Here is an 18,534-nt window from a genome sequence, read left to right on the forward strand (position 1 = left end):
GAACGACTTCGCACGCGGATGACGCTGCCCGGTCTTTGCGCGCGTGGCGCGACCATCGTGTGACAGGTCTGCGACAACGAGCGGCGGAGGCGGTCCCTACTTGGAGGCGGACGCGAGGATGAGGGGGATCGCCAGGAAGAGCCGGTCCTGCTTCGCGCGGGCGTGTTGGTCGGCCAGCCAGGTTTCGGCTTCGTCGTCGGAGATGGCTCCGGCGGCGCGCGGGCGTTCGACGATGTTGGAGAGCATGGTGAGGGTCTGGGGCATCGACGCGGTGAAGACGTTCGTGTGCACTTCCGCCTTGGCGTCGTGGAAACCCGCCTCCAGGAGGAGGCTTCGGTAGGCGCGGGCGGCTCGTGGGGTGCTGATCTGCGCAGCACGGGCGCGGAGGATCGTCCAGGTGAGTTCGGGGTGGTCGGAGTCGATGATGTACGCGTCCCAGTCCTGGCCCAGGAGGACGATGCGTCCCCCTGGGGCGAGGACGCGCTGGGCCTCGTTGAGAGCGCGCGCCGGGTCGTCCAGGACGTGGATGACCTTGTCTGCCCGGTAGCCGGAGAGCTCCCCGTCGTCGAAGGGCAGGGCGTAGGCGTCTCCCAAGCGGAAGTCCGCGTCAGGTCGGCGTTGCTTGGCGGCTGCGACCATCTCCTCGTCGACGTCCACGCCGACCGCGTGTGCGCCTTGGTCGAGGAGTTCGGCGACGGCGCGCCCGCCACCACAACCCACGTCGACCACCGAGGCCCCCGGGGACAGGCGCAGAAGCTCGTACGAACGGGCGCGCAGCGCGGTCGCCTCCGGGGCCTCGTCGTAGGCGTCCAGCAGAGAAAGCAGAGTCGCCGTTCTTGACGTCGTCATGGGTTCCATCCTGGGCTTTCAGGTGAGGAGTTTCGCGAGCTGGGCCATCTCGGTGGGCGGGTCGATCACCGGCTGGATGAGAAGTTCGTCGATACCTGCCTGTTCCAGGGTGGCAATGCGGGCGAGGAGATCGTCGCGGGTGCCGACCAGGGCCAGGGTGTTCATCAGCGAGGGCACGACCAGGTCCCGGTCCTGCGGTGCGATCCGTCCGAGGTAGTTGGGGTAGAGCTTGGTGTATCGATCTGCCGCGGTGGCGGTGGTGCCGCGCCGGTCGAGGAATCGCCGCACCGCCTCGCGTTCCTCAGGGCCGAGTTGCTTGGCGAAGGCGGGGGCGTCGGCGGCGAAGGCCAGCAGGGACAGGACGAGGTGGCCGGTCGCGTCGCGGGCTGCGTCGCTGTGCGGGTCCTCGTTCTCGTCGAGTAGGTGGAGCGCGGTGACGAGGTAGGAGTCCGCGTGGGAGCCGGGGACGCGGCGTGCGTCGTGCAGTCCCCGCCACGCGGCGGGGTCGAGCAAGCCGAAGGAGATGAGGCCGGTGCCGCGGCGACCGGCGACAGCGGCGGCTTTCGGTCCGAGCGCGGCCACGACGAACTCGATCGGGTCTGCGGTGTTCACGTGCTCCCCCGTGTGCAGGAAGCGGATGTCGCTGACCCGATCACCTTCGCGGTACTCGGTGGAGCGTCCGGCGCACAGATCCTGCAGTGCGGCGGTGAACTTCTCGAGCGCGGCCGCCGTGGTCGGCGGCATGCCCAGGGTGCGTCGGGCGGTGTTCCCCGTGCCGACCCCGCAGCAGATCCGGCCCGGTGCCAAGGCGTTGAGGCTGGCGAGCGCGCTCGCGGTGGCCGGGGCCGAGCGCAGCGCCGGTGAGGTCACGCCGACGCCGAGCTTGATGCGGCGGGTGGCCTTCGCACACAGGCTCAAGGCGACGAACGGGTCGCCGTGGACCATCGGGGTGTCGTTGATCCAGAGGCTGTGCAAGCCCAACTCCTCGGCCTGCACGGCGAGCTCCTCCACGCCGGGCTGTGCGGCGACTACGACACCTGCGCGCATAAGAACCTCCAAGGCGTGAGGATCGAACTCGCTCAGCCTGACAGGTCCCGCTCAGGCCGGTAAGCGATCATGCAGGACTCCCGGGGGAGGCACGGTCGAGAACGCCGTCACGCAACCGGTGCGGTTGGTCAACGCCGAAACGGCGTCGGCGTCGTGAGTACTCGGTTACCGCGTCCAGCAGGTGTCGGCGGTCGAAGTCGGGCCACAGCACGTCGGTGAAGACGAGTTCCGCGTAGGCGGTGTGCCAGGGCAGGAAGTTGCTAGGTAGCACCGGCCGCGCGGCAGGTCGATCGAGAAGTCCTGGAAGATGTCGACCAGCTGGAACGCCTCGCCCAGAAACGACATCAGCCCTCCAGTGACCACCCCGTCACGGCGGAGGACCTCCCGCGCTTGGAGTACACCCGCCGGATCCTCACCGAGGCGCTGCGGCGCTATCCCCCCAACTGGATGCTCGCCCGCCGGACGCTGACCGATGTCGACCTCGGCGGGGTCCGGCTGCCCGCCGGGACGGACCTGTGCTGGACCGCCCACGGGATGCACCACAACCCCGACCCCTACCGCTTCGACCCGGACCGTTGGCTGCCCGAGCCCGCCGAAGCCCTGCCGCCCGGGGGGCAGCCCAGTGCGCGGAGCAGGAACGTCGTGACGTGCTCGGTGGCGCGTTCGAGGTCGTGCTTGCCCGTGCTCAGCGGTGTGCGTTCGGCGAAGAGGCAACCGAGCACCAACGCGGTCGTCATGGCCGGGTCGTCGGTGTCGAACTCGCCGTCGGCCGCCCCGGCGTCGATGATCTCGCGCAGGGGCGCCTCGAACATTTCGGTGTGCGACAACAGTTCCCGGTACTTCTCCGGGGTGAGCACGTGCATGAGATCGCGCCCCGGGATCGGCGGCCGGGTGGCGAAGTCGGCGAGGTTGAGCCGGATGTAGCGGCGCAGCCGCTCGGTCGCGGAGTCGCTGTCGCCGAGCTCCCGCCTGATCATCTCGACGAAGGTCGCGGACTCGCGGGTGGTGTGCGCGATGAGCAGCGCCTCCTTGTCCGCGAAGTAGTTGTAGAGCGCGGTCCGCGCGATGCCCGCCTCGGCGCCGACCTGGGCGAGGGTGAGCTTCTCGTAGCCGTACCGCCGCAGCAGCTCACCCCAGGCGTCGAGGATGCGGTTCCGGGTGGCCTCCCGGTGCTCGGCGAGGGAGGCGGCGCTGATCTTCGGCACGAACGGCATCGTCGCACGGTTGACTTCACGACGCCGCGTCGTAATGATTCTTCGCGACATGGTGTCGTGAAGATGGAGGATCGCGTGGTGCTGCGGGAAGACGTCGAACTCGGGCCGCCGCGATGGGAGACCCTCCCGGAAGGGGTTCGCGCGTGGCGGGTGACCCGCCCCGCCGACGTGCGGCTGATCCTGTCCGACGAGCGCTTCACCAGGGAGGTGCGCCGCGCCGCGAGGGTTCGCGCCGAGCACGGGTTGCCCCCGCTGCCCGATCGCCGGATCGGTCGCGGTGTGACCCTGCTGGACTGCGATCCGCCCCGGCACGCCGCGCTGCGCGCGTCGGTGAACTTCGCGTTCGTGCCCCGACGCGTGCAGCGGTTGCGACCGTGGATCGAGCAGGAGGCCGAAGGTCTCCACGCGGCGCTGCGCGCTCAGCGGGAGGCGGAGCTCTCCGGCGAGTTCGCCACACCGTTGGCCGCCGCGGGCATGTGCCGCCTGGTGGGCCTGCCCACTGAGGACCTGGCGCTGTTCGCGCCTTGGGTGCGGGAGGTGCACGGCATCGACCCGACCCCGGAAGGCGGCCGGAGGATCGTGGCGGCGATCGAGGCGATGGACGACTACATCCAGCACGTCATCGACGAACGCCGACTCGGCAGCCAGCAAGAGGACCTGCTCGGCGCGATGATCACAGCCACCGCCGCGGGGACCGGCCTGCGCGAGGACGACCTCGTGGCCATGGTGCGGTCCATTCTGGTCGGCGGCTACGAGAGCACCGCGACGCTGATGGTGAACGGCATGCTCCGCCTGCTCACCGAAGCCGAACTGTTCAGTCGCCTGCGCGCGACGCCGGAGCAGGTCCCCGCCTTCGTCGAGGAGGTGCTGCGCACCGATCCCCCCTTCCCCCGTGTGCAGGAGCGCTACCCGCTGGAGGACGTGGAGGTCGGCGGAGTCCTGATCCCGCGAGGAGAACCCGTCGTGGCCGATCTCGCCGCCGCCACGGGCGAGCGCAACCACCTCGCCTTCGGTCCCGGCGTCCACCACTGCCTCGGCGCGGCACTGGCGCGGATGGAAGCGCGGGTCGCCTTCGACGTCCTGCTGCGCCACCTGCCCCGGCCGGAACTCACCTGCGCGGCGCGGGAACTGGTGTGGCCGCCGGGAATCCTCGCCGGGCCGAGCGCGCTGCCGGTGAGGTTCGGCCCGTGATCCCCATCGACCTCACGCAGCTGAGCATGATCGTCGTCCACCTCGTCGTGTTCACGGTGATCTTCCTGGAATCCGGTGTCCTGATCGGGCTCGTCCTGCCCGGCGACTCGATCCTGTTCATGTCCGGGCTGCTCGTCGCGCGTTCCGGTTCGGTGGCCTCGGTGGTGATCCTGGTGGCACTCGTCTTCGTGGCCGCGGTCGCCGGGGACTCCGTCGGCTACCGGATCGGCCGCGTCGTCGGCAGGCGCGCCGTCGAGCGGCAGTCCCAGCGACCCCGGCGGCAACGGTTGCTGGCCCGTGCCGAGGACCTCTACCGGCGGCACGGGTGGTTCGCCGTGGTCATCGCGCGCTGGTACCCGTGGATTCGCACGATCATGCCGCTGCTGGCGGGCATCGGACGCATGCCCTACCAGCGGTTCCTCCCCGCGAACGCGCTCGGGGCCGCGTTGTGGGGTTGCGGCACGGTGCTGCTGGGCTACTACTCGTACTCGATTCCCGGTCTGTACCAGGCATCCCTGATCCTGATGGGCATCGCGATCCTCGCCACCCTCGGCTACCTCGCCGCGCAGCGATGGGCGAGCAGAACGAGTCCGTAGCACGGGAAGGGGGTCGGCACCGCCCGCATCGCGTTGCCGTGCAAAGGTTTCGCGGGCGGTGCCCCCAGCATCAGGGCTTGCAGGTGGTGCTGACCACCTTCTCGTCGAGGAAGTACCGGTTGACGTGGTCGATGACGCACGTGTTGCCCGAGAGGTACATGGTGTGGCCGTAGCCGTCGATCCGGATCATCCCGGAGCCGGGCACCTGCGCCGTCGCCTGGCTCGGCCCGTGGCCATCGCCGACGCTCTGCACACCCATGATCGGCGGCAGCTTGGTCCCGGTCAGCGGGGCGCGGGGGTTGTCACCGGGTAGTCGGTGCCGATGCACATGGCGCCGCGCAACGGCATCGCCCAGAACTCCGGCAGCAGGACCTTCATGCGTTGCTGGGAGCGTTCGTAGTCGGCGTGGTCGCGCCAGGTCCGGTTCATCTCGTCGCCGCACTCGACACTGATCAGCCAGGGCGACCCGAGGGGCTTCGCCCCGAAGGTGTCGTGGAAGGCTTTCGCGTTGCCCTTCATGGCCATGTCGATCGCCACGGACAGCTCCTGGTTCCTGGTGCCCCGACCGAGGTAGGCGCCCGCGACCCGCTGGAGCTCCGCGCTGGTGTAGGTGATGTCGGTGCCGAGAACGGGCAGTGGTTCCCGCTCGGCCTTGTCGATCACGCCGCGCCAGTCGGCCCGCACATCCCGGCCGTGCAGTGCGCAGGAGGTGTTGGCCTCACACCACGCCAGGAACACGTTGAACAGTTTCTCGAAACGGGTGACTTCCTCCTGTTCGTCCTCGTCGAGGGTGATGACGTGGCCGATCGCGCCGTCCATCACCAGCGCCGCCACCCGCCGCGGGAACAGGCGCGCGTAGGTCGTGGCGGGCACGCCTCCATAGGAGTTGGCGAGAATCCGCAGCTGCTGTTGCCCGAGGGCGGCGCGGACCGCGTCGATGTCCCGCGCGACGGCGGCGGAGTCCACGTGGTGCAGCAAGTCCTTCGGAGCGCGGTCCTGGCAGGCGCGCACGGCGGCGCGGTTCGTGGCGCTCAGCGCGTCGAAGTCGGCCTTGGTGACGGGGGCGTCCACCGGCATCCCGAGCTGGTGGCACTCCTTCGGCAGGTGGTCGGAGTACCCGTGGCCGCGCCGGTCGAAGGAGACGACGTCGAAGTCCTTGCGGATCTCGGCGAAGCTCGCCTCGTGCTCCTTGAGGTCCCGGATTCCCGAGCCGCCCGGCCCACCGGGGATGCTGAACACCACGCCTCGGCTCGGCCCCGTGCCGGTGTGCTTGAGCCTGCCGATGGTCAGCGCGATCTTCTTCCCCGGGTGTTCCCAGTCGATCGGCACCTCGACACTCGTGCACTCCACCCGGGGCGCCTGCCAGACACCGTTGCAGGGCTGCCACGACAGTCCGGCGGCCCGCACTTCGGCGTACACCGTCCCGCTGGCTGTCAACACCACCGACATGGCGGCGAGCATGGTCGTCTTGCGCACGAATCTTCTCCTTGATCACGAGGTCAGCGCGTAGGCGCGGAGCGTCGTCTGTTCGAATGTGGTGCCGTCAGCGGCGGTGGCCTTGACGCGCAGCGAGACGAATCCGGGCCCCGCGGGATGGTTCACCTCAGCGGACTGGTCGTTTCCGAGCTGTGCCCGTTGCCACGTCTTGCCGTCGTCGTAGGAGACGTCCACAGCCAGGTCGCGTAGCTGGCCCGCCGGTGAGCCTGGCGTGTGGTCGACGATGACCGGGATGGTGAAGCGCGTCGCCGCCGGTGCTCGGTTGAACTCGTCGGTCTTCGGGGCGAATCGGACGGCCAGCGCGGGAAGGACCACCTGCTCGCCAGTGTGTCCCGATCGGAACGTCCACGATGCACTGACCTTTGTGGACAGTGTGGTCGCGGGTCTGGTCACCTCGGTGTCGACGCGGTACTCGGCTTCCTGAGGGGGCAGGGTGAAGTCACCGGCCCCGGGCCTGGGAACCTCGGCGAGCTTGGTGCCGTCGCGGTACACCGTGGTTGTCCCGCGATCGGACGCGGTGGGGCCACCACGATGGCCCGCCCCATCGGTGAACAGCGGCGCGTGCACTGCGAGACGGTCACCGTCGCGGATGAGCGAGGGCAGTCCCGGGCTCACCACAGCGCCGTTCCACCGCTGCTGCCGTGACTCCCCCGGCCGGTACCGGGTCGGAGTCGATTCCAGCGACATCTCCGGATCTCTGAGGTCGGGCCGCGTGAGCGTGGCGTACCACCGGTTGCCTTCGGCGAGGTAGTACTCGGTCCGCCGAGACGGCAACGACACCTCCAGCGGCGGCATGTACACGGGGCATTCACCGCGCACGGGAAGGGAAAAGACGTTCTTCTGGCCGAGGCGAGCGTTGGACGTGCTGGCGTGATCGGCATGGACGGCGGCGAGATCGCTGTCCCGGACCTGGCGCTGGAGCCCGGTCGAGATCCCTCCGTGCTCGTACCACGCGAGGTGGTAGGTGCGGGGGCTGGTGGCGAAGCCGCCGTCCGGGCCGGGCTCGGCCCAGTGGCCCGCCACCTTGCCGATCAACTCCTCCGCGCCGATCGCGGGGCCCGTCTGTTCGGTGTAGATCCCGCTGAAGTCGTCGCGGAAGACGGAGGCCACGAAGTGGTGTTCCTGACCGATGTGCCTGGTGAAGCCGACGTCGACGCCCTTGCTCCTGGCCGCGGCGTTGGGCAGGCCGACCACGATCGGCTTGGCGCGCCTGGCATCGACGGTGACAGTGGTGGCGCCGGCGACCTCAAGTGCCGGGTTCAGGTGCAGGCTCATGTCGTCGTCGCTCTTCACCTCCGACCAGGCGCTGTAACGGCCTTTTGGTAGCCGGAAAGTGGATTTGCCGTCGGGCCTGCCCGTGGCTTGCCACCTTTCCGCCGTGGAATTCACGATGGTGTCGGTGAATGCCGGGGCGGACGCGCCCGCGCGGTCGATGTGGTCGATGGTGACGTCGTAGCTCTCCACTTCCTTGTCCACGGCAAGGGGAACGCTCACGGTCGTCGCCGTGGAGGTCGCGATCAGGCGCCCCGTGTACTGCCCGTCTGCTCCCGGTATCGCGGTGTTCGCGGTGACCTGCACGGTGACCTCGCCCCGCGCTGGCACGGTCACGGTGGAGCGGTCGAGGGTGAACATCCCCTGCGGTGTGGGCTTCCCATTCGGCCCGGTCGCCTCCACCCGGAGGTCGACCGTGACGGGAACGGCGCCGGGATTGCGGTAGACGACCGGCTTCGTCACCGCCTTGTCGTCGTCGTGCGGCCAGCGCTGGACGCCGAACCCGAGGTTGCTGGGGGTGGTCGTCACGGTCTGGGTCAGCGCCTTGGCGATGTCCAGCCTGCCGGAACCCTGGTCGAAGAGCCCCAGCGCCGGGTTGGGGGTGGCGGAGCCGGTCAGCGTCGACTTGAGCTCGTCGGCCTTCCACCCGGGATTGCGCTGCGCGAGCAGGGCCGCCGCGCCCGCCACGTGCGGGGTGGCCATGGACGTGCCCGTGAGCGCCACGTACCCGTCCGCGCCGGGTGTGCCGATGGTGCCGTGGGCGGCCTTGGCCGCCGCGATGCCGACGCCGGGAGCGGTGATGTCGGGTTTGATCGCTCCGTCGAAGGGGGCCGGTCCCCGGCTGGAGCGGGCGTAGACCTTCTCGTCGCGCTCCACGGCGCCGACGGTGAGCGCGGCCTCGACGGTGCCCGGCGAGTCCAGCGTCCGCGCGTCGGGACCGGAGTTTCCGGCGGCCACGACGAACAGCGCGCCGTGCTCGGCGGTCAGGGTGGCCACCGCCTGCTCCACGGGATCGGTGCCCGGGGTGTCGCGGGTGCCGAGACTGAGGTTGACGACCTTGGCCCCCTGCTCGACGGCCCACTGCATGCCCGCGAGGAGCCAGGAGTCACGGCCGGACCCCGCCCTGTTGAGCACTTTCGCGTCCAGGATTCGCGCGCCGGGGGCGACACCCCGGTATGCGCCGCCCGACTTCACGCCGGTCCCGGCGATGGTCGAGGCGACGTGGGTGCCGTGACCGTTGCGGTCCACGGCGTCGGCCTCGTCGGTGAAGTTCCGTTCCGCCAGTTCCCGGTCGGCGAGGTCGGGATGGGTCTGGTCGACCCCGGTGTCCAGCACCGCGACCTTCACCCCGGCCCCCGTCAGCCCCGCCTGCCACGCGGTGGGCGCGCCGACCTGCGCGGTGCTGCGGTCCAAAGTGGCCTTTCGGACGCCGTCCAGCCACAACCGGTCGACGCCGGAGGCCGTGAGCCTCGTCCACAGCTGTGGGGCTTGGCGCTTGTCCGCGGTCACCGCCGCCGCGCGCAGGCTGGGCAGATCAGCGGTGACCCGCGCACCCGGGGCGTCGCGGAAGCGGTCCCGCGGCTGACTGATGATCAAGGGCAGATCGGTGCTGGCCGAGTCGTCCAAGCCGGACTCGATCAAGGTGGTGACGTCGAACAACCGCTCGTCCAGCACACCGCGGGCGAGCAGATCGGCGGCGTCCTCGGGCACCACCCGCAGGCGTCCGTCGATCTGCTGCGTGCTGAACCGCATCCGCTCGCGCCCGGGAGCCGGGGTGATCGTGCTGGCCGCGATCGTGCCCGGTGCGACGCCCACCCGGTCCCCGGTCACCAAGGTCACCCAGCGCACCGGGCCGGTGAGCGGAGGTGGCTCCTGCCCGGCTCGCGCGGTCGCGGTGGACAACAGCGTGGCGCCGAGCACGAGAGCCGCGCCCAAAGCGGTGAACCGCAAGTGTGCCTCCCCAACGGAAATGGATTCGCGAGCACACATTCAGCAACACCGGACATAAATCGGCGATAACCACTGACGTTTATCGCGTGGTTATCCCCGGCGGGCTAGTGTCCGAATGGAGCAGAAGAGGAGAATCCGGATGCGGGTGCTGGTCGTCGAGGACGAACGGATGCTGGCCGAGGCGATCGCGGAAGGTCTGCGTGAAGAGGCGCTGGCCGTGGACGTGACCTACGACGGCGCCACCGCGCTGGAACGTCTCGCCGTGAACTCCTATGACGTCGTCGTCCTCGACCGGGACCTGCCGTCGGTGCACGGTGACGAGGTCTGCCGCACGGTGGTCGGCTCCGGTGCGGCCACCCGCGTGCTGATGCTCACCGCCGCGGACTCGGTCATCGAGCGCGTGGACGGCCTGGCCCTCGGTGCCGACGACTACCTGCCCAAGCCGTTCGCCTTCGTCGAGCTGGTCGCCCGGGTGCGCGCGCTCGGCCGCCGCTGCCGTCCCGCCGCGCCCCCGGTGCTGGTCCGCGCCGATATCCAGCTCGACCCCGGGCGCAGGGAGGCATACCGCTCCGGACGGCCGCTTTCGTTGTCCCGCAAGGAATTCGCCGTGCTGGAGGAGTTGCTGCGGGCCGACGGGCTGCCGGTGTCCGCCGAGGAGCTGCTCGAGCGGGTCTGGGACGAGCACATCGATCCGTTCACCAACGTGGTCCCGGTGACGGTGATGAAGTTGCGCCGCAAGCTCGGTGACCCGCCGGTGATCGAGACCCTCCCCGGCACCGGGTACCGCGTCCGGTGAAGCGCTGGACGATCCGGCTCCGGTTGACCGTGCTGTGCGGCGGCCTCGTTCTCGGCGCGAGCGCGGCACTGCTCGGACTGACCTACCTCTTCGTCGGGCACAGCCTCGACCGGATGGCCACCCCGAGTCTCGACATGGCGCCCGTTTCAGCGCCCAAGGTGAGCATCCCCGCCCTGCTCGCCGACCAGCGCGCCCTCGTGCGGGCCGAGGCCCTCCAGTCGTTGTTGTCGCAGGGCGCCATCGCGTTCTCCGTCGTGGGCACGGCGACGGTGGTGCTGGTCTGGGTGACGGGAGCGCGCATGCTGCGGCCGCTGCGCCGGATCACCGACACCGCCCGGCAGGTGGCGGGCCGGAGCCTGCACGAGCGCATCGCGCTGGACGGCCCGGACGACGAGGTCAAAGAGCTCGCCGACACCTTCGACGCCATGCTCGACCGGCTCGACCACTCCTTCGACGGCCAGCGCCGGTTCGTCGCCAACGCCTCGCACGAGCTGCGCACCCCGCTGACCCTGCAGCGAACCCTGGTCGAGGTAGCCATGCGCCGCAGGCAGGCCCCGCCCGAGGTGCGCGGGCTGGGCGAGGCGCTGCTGGTCGTCAACGAACGGCAGGAACGCCTCATCGAAGGGCTGCTCACCCTCGCCCACAGCGAGGGCGAACTGGTCGAGACGGAGCGGGTGGACCTCGCCGAGATCGCTCGCCGGGTCGGTGATCAGGCTGGTGCCGAGGCGAGAGCGGCCGGGATCACCCTGCGGTTCAGCCTCACCCCGACACCGGTGAACGGCCATCCAGTACTCCTCGAACGAGCCGTGCAGAACCTGGTCGACAACGGTATCCGGCACAACGCCGCCGACGGCGGCTGGGTGCACGTGCGCTGCGGCCCGCCCGGCACCCTCACGATCAGCAACACCGGGGCCGTCATCGCCGCCGACGATCTGCCCCAGCTGTTCGAACCCTTCCGCCGCCTCGGCGCTGACCGCCTCGCCACCGGGCGCGGCAGCGGACTCGGCCTGTCCATCGTGCGATCGGTCGCCCACGCCCACGGCGGGGATGTCGAGGCCCAGCCCCGTCAAGACGGCGGTCTGACCGTGTCCCTCACCCTGCCCCCAGGTGAATCAGCGAAACGGTGATACCGGGGCGCACGAACGACGGTGACTTCCCGCGCTGCACTGGGAACCCAAACCAAGCGCACACGGTCCCCACCGATCGTGCCCCCCGAAACATCACCGGCGCCGCCCCAAGTCCCGTTTCGTACTCTTGCCGGGATTTGGGAGCGCTCTCTTCCCCGTTATGAGTACGAAACGGGAGATCTCTAGGTTGCGGCCGCCTCACGTTGGGTGCGGGGGCGGGTGGGGCGCATGGGCACAGTCTACGTGGTGTGCGGGGTGCTTGGAGGCGTTGCAGGACAAGCGCTTCGCCCCTGTTTCCGTTTCGTACTCATAGCGGGCTTTGGAGCGCTTCTTGAGCCGTTATGAGTACGAAACGGGGTTCTGTGGGCGGTGCCGGTGCTGCGCTGCCTCGACGCGCTTGTCAGTCCTTGCTCGTAGGCTGACGCGCACGTGACGGACTGGAGGTTCAGGTGGCCGAGACGGTGACCGAGGTGCTGGCCGAGCTGGCCGAGCTCGAAGACCCGAAGATGCGCGCGGTGAACGAGAAGCACGGCGACGATCACGGGGTGAACCTCGGCAAGCTGCGCGCGATCGCGAAGCGGCTGAAGACGCAGCAGGAACTCGCGCTTGAGCTGTGGGCGACGGGCGACACCGCGGCGAGGCTGCTGGCGCTGTTGATCTGCCGCCCGAAGGCGTTCGCGCGCGAGGAGTTGGACGGGATGCTGCGCGACGCGCGCACGCCCAAGGTGCACGACTGGCTCGTGAACTACGTGGTGAAGAAGAACGCGCACGCCGAGGAGCTGCGCGTGGCCTGGTTCACCGATCCGGACCCGGTGGTCGCGAGCGCGGGCTGGGCGTTGACGACCGAGCGCGTGGCGAAGAAGCCCGAGGGCCTCGACCTGGTCGGGCTGCTCGACATCATCGAGAAGGAGATGAAGCACGCCCCGGACCGCCTGCAGTGGGCGATGAACCACTGCCTGGCGCAGATCGGGATCGAGCACGCCGAGCACCGCCCGCGCGCGCTCGACATCGGCGAGCGGCTGGAGGTGCTCAAGGACTACCCGACTCCCCCGAACTGCACGTCCCCGTTCGCGCCCGCCTGGATCACGGAGATGGTGCGCCGCCAGGGCTAGGCTTCGGCTTCTGGCTCTGCTGGAACACGCGGAGTGCTTGCTGGGCAAGCCTTCTGCGCTCCGCGAGGACCTTCTGGACACCGGGATCGGAGTCCGGCTTGAGCCTGCCGGAGGCGTTGAGGAGGGCTCCCGGGGCCTCGAACCGCTTGACGACGAGGTCGCTCGACGCGCTCTCGGAGGCCGAGCGGACGATCGCCTTGTGCACGAACGAGAACGAGCCCTGGAGCTCGGCGACGAGGAAGTCGACCTGCGCGTCCATGTCGAACAGGATGGAGGCGCCCTGGTTCTGGTGCTTGAACAGCGCCTCCCGCCGGGACGGCGACGTCCACTGCGCGAGGCCGACACCGGGTTTGTCAGGCCCCCGGGTGCCGGTGCGGTTCATGACCTCCTGCGCGCTGAACGCCCGCTGCTTGCCGGACTTGTCGGGCGCGGTCATCGGCGTGCCCGCGCCGATGACGGTTCCCTCCACCTGGTTCGGGATCAGGCCGGACTCGGCCGAGAGGTTGCCGACGAGCCCGGCGGCACCGTGCGGGGTGAAGCCGTGCTTGGTGACGAGGCGGGTCATCACGCGCAGCATGCGCTGATCGCTGGTGGCGCGTGCCCAGTTGACGATCTCCCCGCGCGCGGCGACGTGCTTGGCGATCTCCTTGACGCGGGGATCGGCCTGGGTGACGGCTCGGTCGATGCAGAGCAGCGGGTCCTCGGTGTGCGGGTTGCCACGAACCATGAAGCGATCGCAGAAGATGGCGTCCGCGACCAGCAGGACGTTGTGGGCGGAGTCCTCGGTGAGCGGGTCGACCCCGATCTGGCCCGCGCTCTGCCACGCCTGCACGCTCTGCCATTCCCGCGGGCTCAGCGGTTCGGTCATCTGCGGGGACTCCCGGTGCTGGCGCCGGACGCACATGACGCCGTCGTGGCTCGCCCGCGTCCGCGCGGCTTCCCGGCTCACCCCGACTCCGGCGGCGGCCCTGTCCGCGAGCGCCGACGCGTCCCGTTCCGCCGAGTCCTGCGGTCCGCCCACGGCACTCGGCCTCACCGGAGCTGTCCCCTGCTGCACGACGTGGGTCAGCTCGTGCGCCAGCAGCCGGTCACCGGCCGCTGATCCCGGCGAGTACTGGCCGGAGTCGAAGACGACGTGCGGGCCCACGGTGTACGCCTGCGCGCTCACCGGCTCGCGCGGATTCCGCGGCACGGTCGTCGGTGTGCACGCGGACCTGGGTGAAGTCCTGGCCGAACAAGCACTCCATGCGGGTGCGGGTCGCCGCCTCCAGTGGTGCTCCCGAGGAGGACAGCACCGAGTGCACGGCTTGGGGCACTTCAGGCGTCGTGTTCCGGCGCACGTCCGCTCGACGGTTCATGGCTCTTGACCTCTCGCCCTGGCGCGGACGTCGAGTACACCAGCGCGGCTGCCGGAGATTCGGCGTTCGCGCGCGCATCGGCCCCAAAGGGCAGTGCCGTGCGAGCGGGCGAGGGCACCAACCGGATCCAGCGGGTCGCGATCGCCAAACACCTGGGTCTATGCTCGCCAACTGAAACACTCGTGTCAGTGGAGGTCGAGGATGGCGTTCGAGCCGGTGTCCCCCGAAGTCGATCTACCGGCGCTGGAGGAGCGGGTGCTCGCGCGGTGGCGGGAGCGCGAGATCTTCCGCAGGTCGCTGGAGCGCACGGCGGACGGGCCGTTGTTCAGGTTCTACGAGGGGCCGCCCACCGCGAACGGCCGTCCGGGCGTGCACCACGTCGAGGCACGGGTCTTCAAGGACGTCTTTCCCCGGTACCGCACCATGAAGGGCGAACGGGTGCCGAGGATGGCGGGCTGGGACTGCCACGGCATCCCGGTGGAGCTGGAGGTCGAGAAGGACCTGGGCTTCTCCGGCAAGGGTGACATCGAGAAGTACGGCGTCGAGGAGTTCAACGCGCGCTGCCGGGAGTCGGTGACCCGGTACGTGGCGGAGTTCCGGCGGCTGACCGAGCGCATCGGGTTCTGGGTGGACACCGACGACGCCTACTGGACGATGTCGGACACCTACGTCGAGAGCGTCTGGTGGTCGCTGGCGCAGCTGTTCGACAAGGGCCTGCTGTACCAGGACCACCGCGTCAGCCCGTACTGCCCGCGGTGCGGGACCGCGTTGTCGGAGCACGAGGTCGCGCAGGGCTACCAGCAGGTCGACGACCGGAGCGTGTACGTGCGCCTGCCGCTGCTGACCGGTCCCCTGGCCCAGGACGTGGACCTGCTGGTGTGGACGACGATGCCGTGGACGTTCGTCGCGACGACCGCGGCGGTGGTCGGGCCGGACATCCGCTACGTCCTCGCGCGCGGCGGCCGGGCTGGTGAGCGGCCGGTCGTCGTGGCCGAGGAGCGGGTGACCGCCGCGCTGGGCGCGGACGCCGAGATCATCCGGGAGGTCTCGCTCGACGAGCTCGTCGGCGCGCGCTACCGGGGGCCGTTCGACCTGGTGGGCCCGGGTTCGCCGGCTGATCCCGATGGTGATCCGGCGAGCTGGCGGACCGTCGTGGTCGACGACTTCGTGACCACCGATCAGGGCAGCGGGATCGTGAGCACGGGCGCCGCCTTCGGTGCCGACGACATGCGCGTGGCGCGGAACAACGGAATGCCGGTGGTCAACCCCGTCGGCCGGGACGGGCGTTTCGACGACACCGCGGGACCGTACGCGGGGATGGACGTGCGCGAGGCGGACGCGTCGATCGTGCGGGACCTGGAGGACGCGGGGCTGCTGGTCTTCGAGCACGACTACTCGCACACCTATCCGTTCTGCTGGCGCTGCCGCACCGCGTTGATCTACTACGCGAAGCCGTCGTGGTACATCGCGACGACGACCGTCCGGGATCGCATGGTGGAGGACAACGCGGAGGTCGACTGGCGCCCGCCGCACATCCGCACGGGGCGGTACGGGGACTGGCTCGCCAACAACGTGGACTGGGCGTTGTCGCGGGAGCGGTACTGGGGAACACCGTTGCCACTGTGGACTTGTGCGGGCTGCGACCACGTCCAGGCGGTCTCCTCACGCGCCGAGCTCAGCAAGCTCGCAGGGGATGATCTGTCCACAATGGACCTGCACCGCCCGCACGTCGACCGGATCACCTTCGACTGCTCGCACTGCGGGGCGACGATGCACCGCGTGCCGGAGGTCGTCGACGCCTGGTACGACTCGGGGTCGATGCCGTTCGCACAGTTCGGTTTCCCGCACACCGAGGGCAGCCGGGAACGGTTCGCCGAGATGGCCCCGGCCGACTACATCTGCGAGGCGATCGACCAGACTCGCGGCTGGTTCTACTCGTTGCAGGCGGTGTCGACCTCGGTGTTCGGCACCCACGCCTACCAGCGGGCCTTGTGCCTCGGGCACATCGTCGACGACAACGGCAGGAAGATGTCGAAGTCCGCGGGCAACACCGTCGACCCGTGGACGCTGATCGACCGGCACGGCGCGGACGCGCTGCGCTGGTCGTTGCTGGTGGAGGGCAACCCGTGGCAGTCGCGGCGGGTCGGTGACGCGTCGCTGCGCGAGATCACCCGCAGGCTCCTGCTGACGCTGTGGAACACCTACCTGTTCTTCGTCGAGCACGCCAACCAGGCTGGGTGGACGCCCGATCGCGGCGCTCCCCCAGTGCCGCAGCGATCGGTGCTGGACCGCTACGTCCTGGCCGAACTCGCCGATGCGGTGTCTACTGTGGACAGTTCACTAGCCGACTTCGACGCCAATGGGGCCGGTGACCGCCTCGCCCGGTTCGTGGACGACCTCTCGAACTGGTACGTGCGGTGCAGCCGGGCGCGCTTCGCCGGAGACGCGGGAGCGCTTGCCACGCTGCACACGTGCCTGGTGACGCTCAGCGGGCTGCTCGCCCCCTTCGTCCCGTTCCTCGCCGACGAGCTGCACGAGAACCTCGTGCGTTCGTGGCGGCCGGACGCGGCGGAGTCGGTGCACCTCACCGACTTCCCCACCGCCGACGACGGGCTGCGCGACGACGACCTGCGCGCGGTGATGGCCGTGGCCCGGCGGGTCGTCACGCTCGGCAGGGCCGCCCGGCGCGCGGCGGGAATCCCTGTGCGCCAACCACTTCGACGCGCCTCGATCACGCTGCCGGAACAGTGGCGGGAGGCTTTCGGCGCGGTGTCGGAGGTGCTCGCCGCCGAGCTCAACGTCAAGGAGGTCGACCTCGGCGGACTGGAGCACTCGGTGGAGCTCAAGCCGAATTTCCGGGCTCTCGGCAAGGTTTTCGGGCGCGCGACACCGAATGTGGCGCAGGCGATCAGGGAGGTGGACGCGGCCGCGGTGGCGGGCGGCGGTTCCTTCCAGGTGGTGGTCGACGGCGCCGAGGTCACGGTGACCGCGGATCAGGTCGAGCTGATCGAGAAGCCGCTCACCGGCTGGCAGGTGGCCACCGATGGCCCGTTCAGCTGCGCGCTGGACGTCACGCTGGACGAGGACCTGCGGCTCGAAGGACACGCGAGGGAGCTGGCCCGTTCGGTCAACGACCTGCGCAGGCGCAGCGGGCTGCGGCGCGGCGAGCGCATCGTGCTCCGGGTGGCGGTGGAGCGGGACCCGGACGGGGAGATCGCCGCGATGCTCGACCGGTGGCGCGACCGGCTCGCGCGGGACGTCGGCGCGGACGGGGTCACGGTCGGACAGGACTCGGCAGACGAACAGTTCGCCGTCGGAAACGGCCGGGTGCGCGTCTCCCTCATGCGAAATACCGGTGCACGCTCGCGGTGATCCGCTTCGCGTCGCCGGTGGCGAGCAGGTCGATCAGGGCACCGCGCAGCACGGCCAGGGCAAGGGTGCGCTCCGCCGAGCCGCGCGCGGTCCTGCGCACTGCCGGGGGCTGCGCCGCGGCGAGCACGGCCAGCCAGTCCTCCACTGTGGACCGCGCGAACTCGCCCCACGGCCCGTCCGGGTCGATCACCGAGCGGGAGTACGCCTCCAGCCACAGGCGCAGCAGTGGCGCGTGTTCGGCGGAGGCCAGCCACGACCACACGTGCCGCGCGGCCTCGGCCAGCGTGCCGTGCGCCTCGCTCCTGAGCAGCGCCAGCTCGTCCTCGCGTGCGCGCGCCAGCAATGCGCGGACCAGTCCGTCCTTGCTGTCGAAGAGGTAGAGCAGGACCCGGGGGCTGGACCCGATCGCGGTCGCGAGCGGACGCAACGACAACTCGCTGATGCCGCGGTCCAGGACGTAGCGGTAGGCCGCCTCAAGCAGCTCGACGTACCTGGCCGACGTGCCCTCGGGCGCGGAAGTCATGGCGTCATCCTTTCACGCCAGGCAGAAGCCCCGTACTGACCACATGGTTGATTGCTGACCACACGGTCAGGTAGCTTGGTGGCGAACGAAAGGGCGACCCCATGCCACGACAGACCCAGGAGCAGCTCAGCGCGGAGATCGTCGCGATCGCGGGACGGCTGTTCGGCTCCCAGGGCTACGGCGCGACGAGCGTGCAGCAGATCGCCGACGCCATGGGTTACTCCAAGGCCGCGGTGCTCTACCACTTCCCGTCCAAGGACGCCTTGCTCGGAGCAGTGCTCCGCGAGGCCGCCGCGCGCATCACCGAGATCGTCGACGACGACGCCGCGCGCTCCGGCGACGACGCCCGGCGCCACGCGGTGGAGCGCTATGTCGACCTCGCGCTGACCCGATCCGAACTTGGCGCGTTGCTGGACCTGTCCGGCAGGCACGCCGAACTGCACGCGCTCGCCGAAGCCGGGATGCGGCTACGCGAACTGCTGCGCGCCGATGACGGCCAGGACGCCGGTGTCCGGGTGGACATTGCTCTGTGGGGCGTGATGTTCACCGCGCGCTTCGCCGACAAACACGACGCGGTGCGGGCGGCGATGGTGCGCGCGGCGGCCGACCTTCTCGACATCAAGGACTGAA

The 18,534-nt window shown here is 70.0% G+C and carries 17 protein-coding genes and 1 pseudogene; 8 read left to right on the top strand and 10 right to left on the bottom strand.

The features are described from left to right. Positions 1-96: 96 nt before the first annotated feature. The 3 genes from NLX83_RS29815 to NLX83_RS29825 form a co-directional block, all read right to left on the bottom strand. A complete protein-coding gene (locus NLX83_RS29815) occupies positions 97-849 on the bottom strand; it encodes a methyltransferase domain-containing protein (protein ID WP_254238540.1) in 753 nt (250 codons plus the stop codon). Between the two features lie 18 nt (positions 850-867). Next, positions 868-1,896 carry an LLM class flavin-dependent oxidoreductase gene (locus NLX83_RS29820; protein WP_254238541.1) on the bottom strand — a complete coding sequence of 343 codons (1,029 nt, stop codon included), beginning with the start codon at positions 1,894-1,896 and terminating at the stop codon, positions 868-870. Positions 1,897-1,963: 67 nt separating this feature from the next. Next, positions 1,964-2,167, bottom strand: coding sequence for an undecaprenyl diphosphate synthase family protein (locus tag NLX83_RS29825; protein ID WP_374118826.1), 204 nt, complete (start codon positions 2,165-2,167; stop codon positions 1,964-1,966). Positions 2,168-2,214: 47 nt separating this feature from the next. Here NLX83_RS29825 and NLX83_RS29830 point away from each other — a divergent pair. Continuing rightward, positions 2,215-2,430: pseudogene (locus NLX83_RS29830) on the top strand (cytochrome P450); the annotation flags it as partial. Between the two features lie 20 nt (positions 2,431-2,450). On the opposite strand, the gene NLX83_RS29835 reads toward NLX83_RS29830, so the two are convergent. Then, positions 2,451-3,110 (bottom strand): TetR/AcrR family transcriptional regulator, encoded by a 660-nt coding sequence (locus NLX83_RS29835; protein ID WP_254238542.1) that lies wholly within the window; start codon positions 3,108-3,110, stop codon positions 2,451-2,453. A gap of 63 nt (positions 3,111-3,173) precedes the next feature. On the opposite strand from NLX83_RS29835, the gene NLX83_RS29840 reads away from it, so the two are divergent. Both NLX83_RS29840 and NLX83_RS29845 read left to right on the top strand, forming a co-directional pair. Further along, positions 3,174-4,301, top strand: a complete 1,128-nt coding sequence (locus NLX83_RS29840) for a cytochrome P450 (protein ID WP_254238543.1) — start codon at positions 3,174-3,176, stop codon at positions 4,299-4,301. Further along, positions 4,298-4,897 (top strand): DedA family protein, encoded by a 600-nt coding sequence (locus tag NLX83_RS29845; protein ID WP_254238544.1) that lies wholly within the window; start codon positions 4,298-4,300, stop codon positions 4,895-4,897. Before NLX83_RS29840 ends, NLX83_RS29845 begins: the two co-directional genes overlap by 4 nt. 70 nt (positions 4,898-4,967) lie before the next feature. Here NLX83_RS29845 and NLX83_RS29850 read toward each other — a convergent pair whose 3' ends face one another. Genes NLX83_RS29850 through NLX83_RS29860 form a run of 3 tightly spaced genes read right to left on the bottom strand, consistent with a single transcriptional unit; the run spans position 4,968 to position 9,616 of the window. Continuing rightward, positions 4,968-5,156 (bottom strand): alpha/beta hydrolase, encoded by a 189-nt coding sequence (locus tag NLX83_RS29850; protein ID WP_254238545.1) that lies wholly within the window; start codon positions 5,154-5,156, stop codon positions 4,968-4,970. A gap of 23 nt (positions 5,157-5,179) precedes the next feature. Next, positions 5,180-6,373: an alpha/beta fold hydrolase gene (locus NLX83_RS29855; RefSeq protein ID WP_254238546.1), complete on the bottom strand. Its 1,194-nt coding sequence runs from the start codon at positions 6,371-6,373 to the stop codon at positions 5,180-5,182. A 15-nt stretch (positions 6,374-6,388) separates the two neighbouring features. Next, positions 6,389-9,616, bottom strand: coding sequence for a S8 family peptidase (locus NLX83_RS29860; protein WP_254238547.1), 3,228 nt, complete (start codon positions 9,614-9,616; stop codon positions 6,389-6,391). Between the two features lie 139 nt (positions 9,617-9,755). Between NLX83_RS29860 and NLX83_RS29865 the strand changes: the two genes are divergently transcribed. The 3 genes from NLX83_RS29865 to NLX83_RS29875 all read left to right on the top strand — a co-directional run bounded on the left by NLX83_RS29865 (position 9,756) and on the right by NLX83_RS29875 (position 12,651). Continuing rightward, positions 9,756-10,412, top strand: coding sequence for a response regulator transcription factor (locus NLX83_RS29865; RefSeq protein WP_254238548.1), 657 nt, complete (start codon positions 9,756-9,758; stop codon positions 10,410-10,412). Continuing rightward, positions 10,409-11,539: a sensor histidine kinase gene (locus NLX83_RS29870; protein ID WP_254238549.1), complete on the top strand. Its 1,131-nt coding sequence runs from the start codon at positions 10,409-10,411 to the stop codon at positions 11,537-11,539. The genes NLX83_RS29865 and NLX83_RS29870 overlap by 4 nt, the downstream gene beginning before the upstream one ends. Before the next feature lie 449 nt (positions 11,540-11,988). Beyond that, positions 11,989-12,651, top strand: a complete 663-nt coding sequence (locus tag NLX83_RS29875) for a DNA alkylation repair protein (RefSeq protein ID WP_308209401.1) — start codon at positions 11,989-11,991, stop codon at positions 12,649-12,651. On the opposite strand, the gene NLX83_RS29880 is transcribed toward NLX83_RS29875, so the two are convergent. Both NLX83_RS29880 and NLX83_RS42070 read right to left on the bottom strand, forming a co-directional pair. Further along, positions 12,623-13,843: a phage tail tip lysozyme gene (locus NLX83_RS29880; protein WP_254238550.1), complete on the bottom strand. Its 1,221-nt coding sequence runs from the start codon at positions 13,841-13,843 to the stop codon at positions 12,623-12,625. The genes NLX83_RS29875 and NLX83_RS29880 overlap by 29 nt on opposite strands. Continuing rightward, on the bottom strand, positions 13,740-14,087 hold the full coding sequence (locus tag NLX83_RS42070) for an eCIS core domain-containing protein (protein ID WP_308209402.1): 348 nt from the start codon (positions 14,085-14,087) through the stop codon (positions 13,740-13,742). The genes NLX83_RS29880 and NLX83_RS42070 overlap by 104 nt, the downstream gene beginning before the upstream one ends. A 123-nt stretch (positions 14,088-14,210) precedes the next feature. Between NLX83_RS42070 and ileS the strand changes: the two genes are divergently transcribed. After that, the gene (ileS, locus tag NLX83_RS29885) at positions 14,211-17,381 is read left to right on the top strand and encodes an isoleucine--tRNA ligase (protein WP_254238551.1); all 3,171 of its coding nucleotides are present in this window, start codon (positions 14,211-14,213) and stop codon (positions 17,379-17,381) included. Here ileS and NLX83_RS29890 read toward each other — a convergent pair. Beyond that, positions 17,350-17,904, bottom strand: coding sequence for a TetR/AcrR family transcriptional regulator (locus tag NLX83_RS29890; RefSeq protein ID WP_254238552.1), 555 nt, complete (start codon positions 17,902-17,904; stop codon positions 17,350-17,352). The genes ileS and NLX83_RS29890 overlap by 32 nt on opposite strands. 101 nt (positions 17,905-18,005) lie before the next feature. Between NLX83_RS29890 and NLX83_RS29895 the strand changes: the two genes are divergently transcribed. After that, the gene (locus NLX83_RS29895) at positions 18,006-18,533 is read left to right on the top strand and encodes a TetR/AcrR family transcriptional regulator (RefSeq protein ID WP_254238553.1); all 528 of its coding nucleotides are present in this window, start codon (positions 18,006-18,008) and stop codon (positions 18,531-18,533) included. The last annotated feature ends 1 nt before the right edge of the window (position 18,534 follow it).

This window comes from Allokutzneria sp. A3M-2-11 16 (assembly GCF_024213555.1).
In the GTDB taxonomy this organism is placed as follows: Bacteria; Actinomycetota; Actinomycetes; order Mycobacteriales; family Pseudonocardiaceae; genus Allokutzneria.

Coding starts and splice junctions, on each gene's coding strand:
- NLX83_RS29815 (WP_254238540.1), bottom strand. CDS start 849: ATGACGACGTCAAGAACGGCGACTCTGCTTTCTCTGCTGGACGCCTAC.
- NLX83_RS29820 (WP_254238541.1), bottom strand. CDS start 1,896: ATGCGCGCAGGTGTCGTAGTCGCCGCACAGCCCGGCGTGGAGGAGCTC.
- NLX83_RS29835 (WP_254238542.1), bottom strand. CDS start 3,110: ATGCCGTTCGTGCCGAAGATCAGCGCCGCCTCCCTCGCCGAGCACCGG.
- NLX83_RS29840 (WP_254238543.1), top strand. CDS start 3,174: ATGGAGGATCGCGTGGTGCTGCGGGAAGACGTCGAACTCGGGCCGCCG.
- NLX83_RS29850 (WP_254238545.1), bottom strand. CDS start 5,156: ATGGGTGTGCAGAGCGTCGGCGATGGCCACGGGCCGAGCCAGGCGACG.
- NLX83_RS29865 (WP_254238548.1), top strand. CDS start 9,756: ATGCGGGTGCTGGTCGTCGAGGACGAACGGATGCTGGCCGAGGCGATC.
- NLX83_RS42070 (WP_308209402.1), bottom strand. CDS start 14,087: ATGCGCGCGCGAACGCCGAATCTCCGGCAGCCGCGCTGGTGTACTCGA.
- ileS (WP_254238551.1), top strand. CDS start 14,211: ATGGCGTTCGAGCCGGTGTCCCCCGAAGTCGATCTACCGGCGCTGGAG.
- NLX83_RS29890 (WP_254238552.1), bottom strand. CDS start 17,904: ATGACTTCCGCGCCCGAGGGCACGTCGGCCAGGTACGTCGAGCTGCTT.
- NLX83_RS29895 (WP_254238553.1), top strand. CDS start 18,006: ATGCCACGACAGACCCAGGAGCAGCTCAGCGCGGAGATCGTCGCGATC.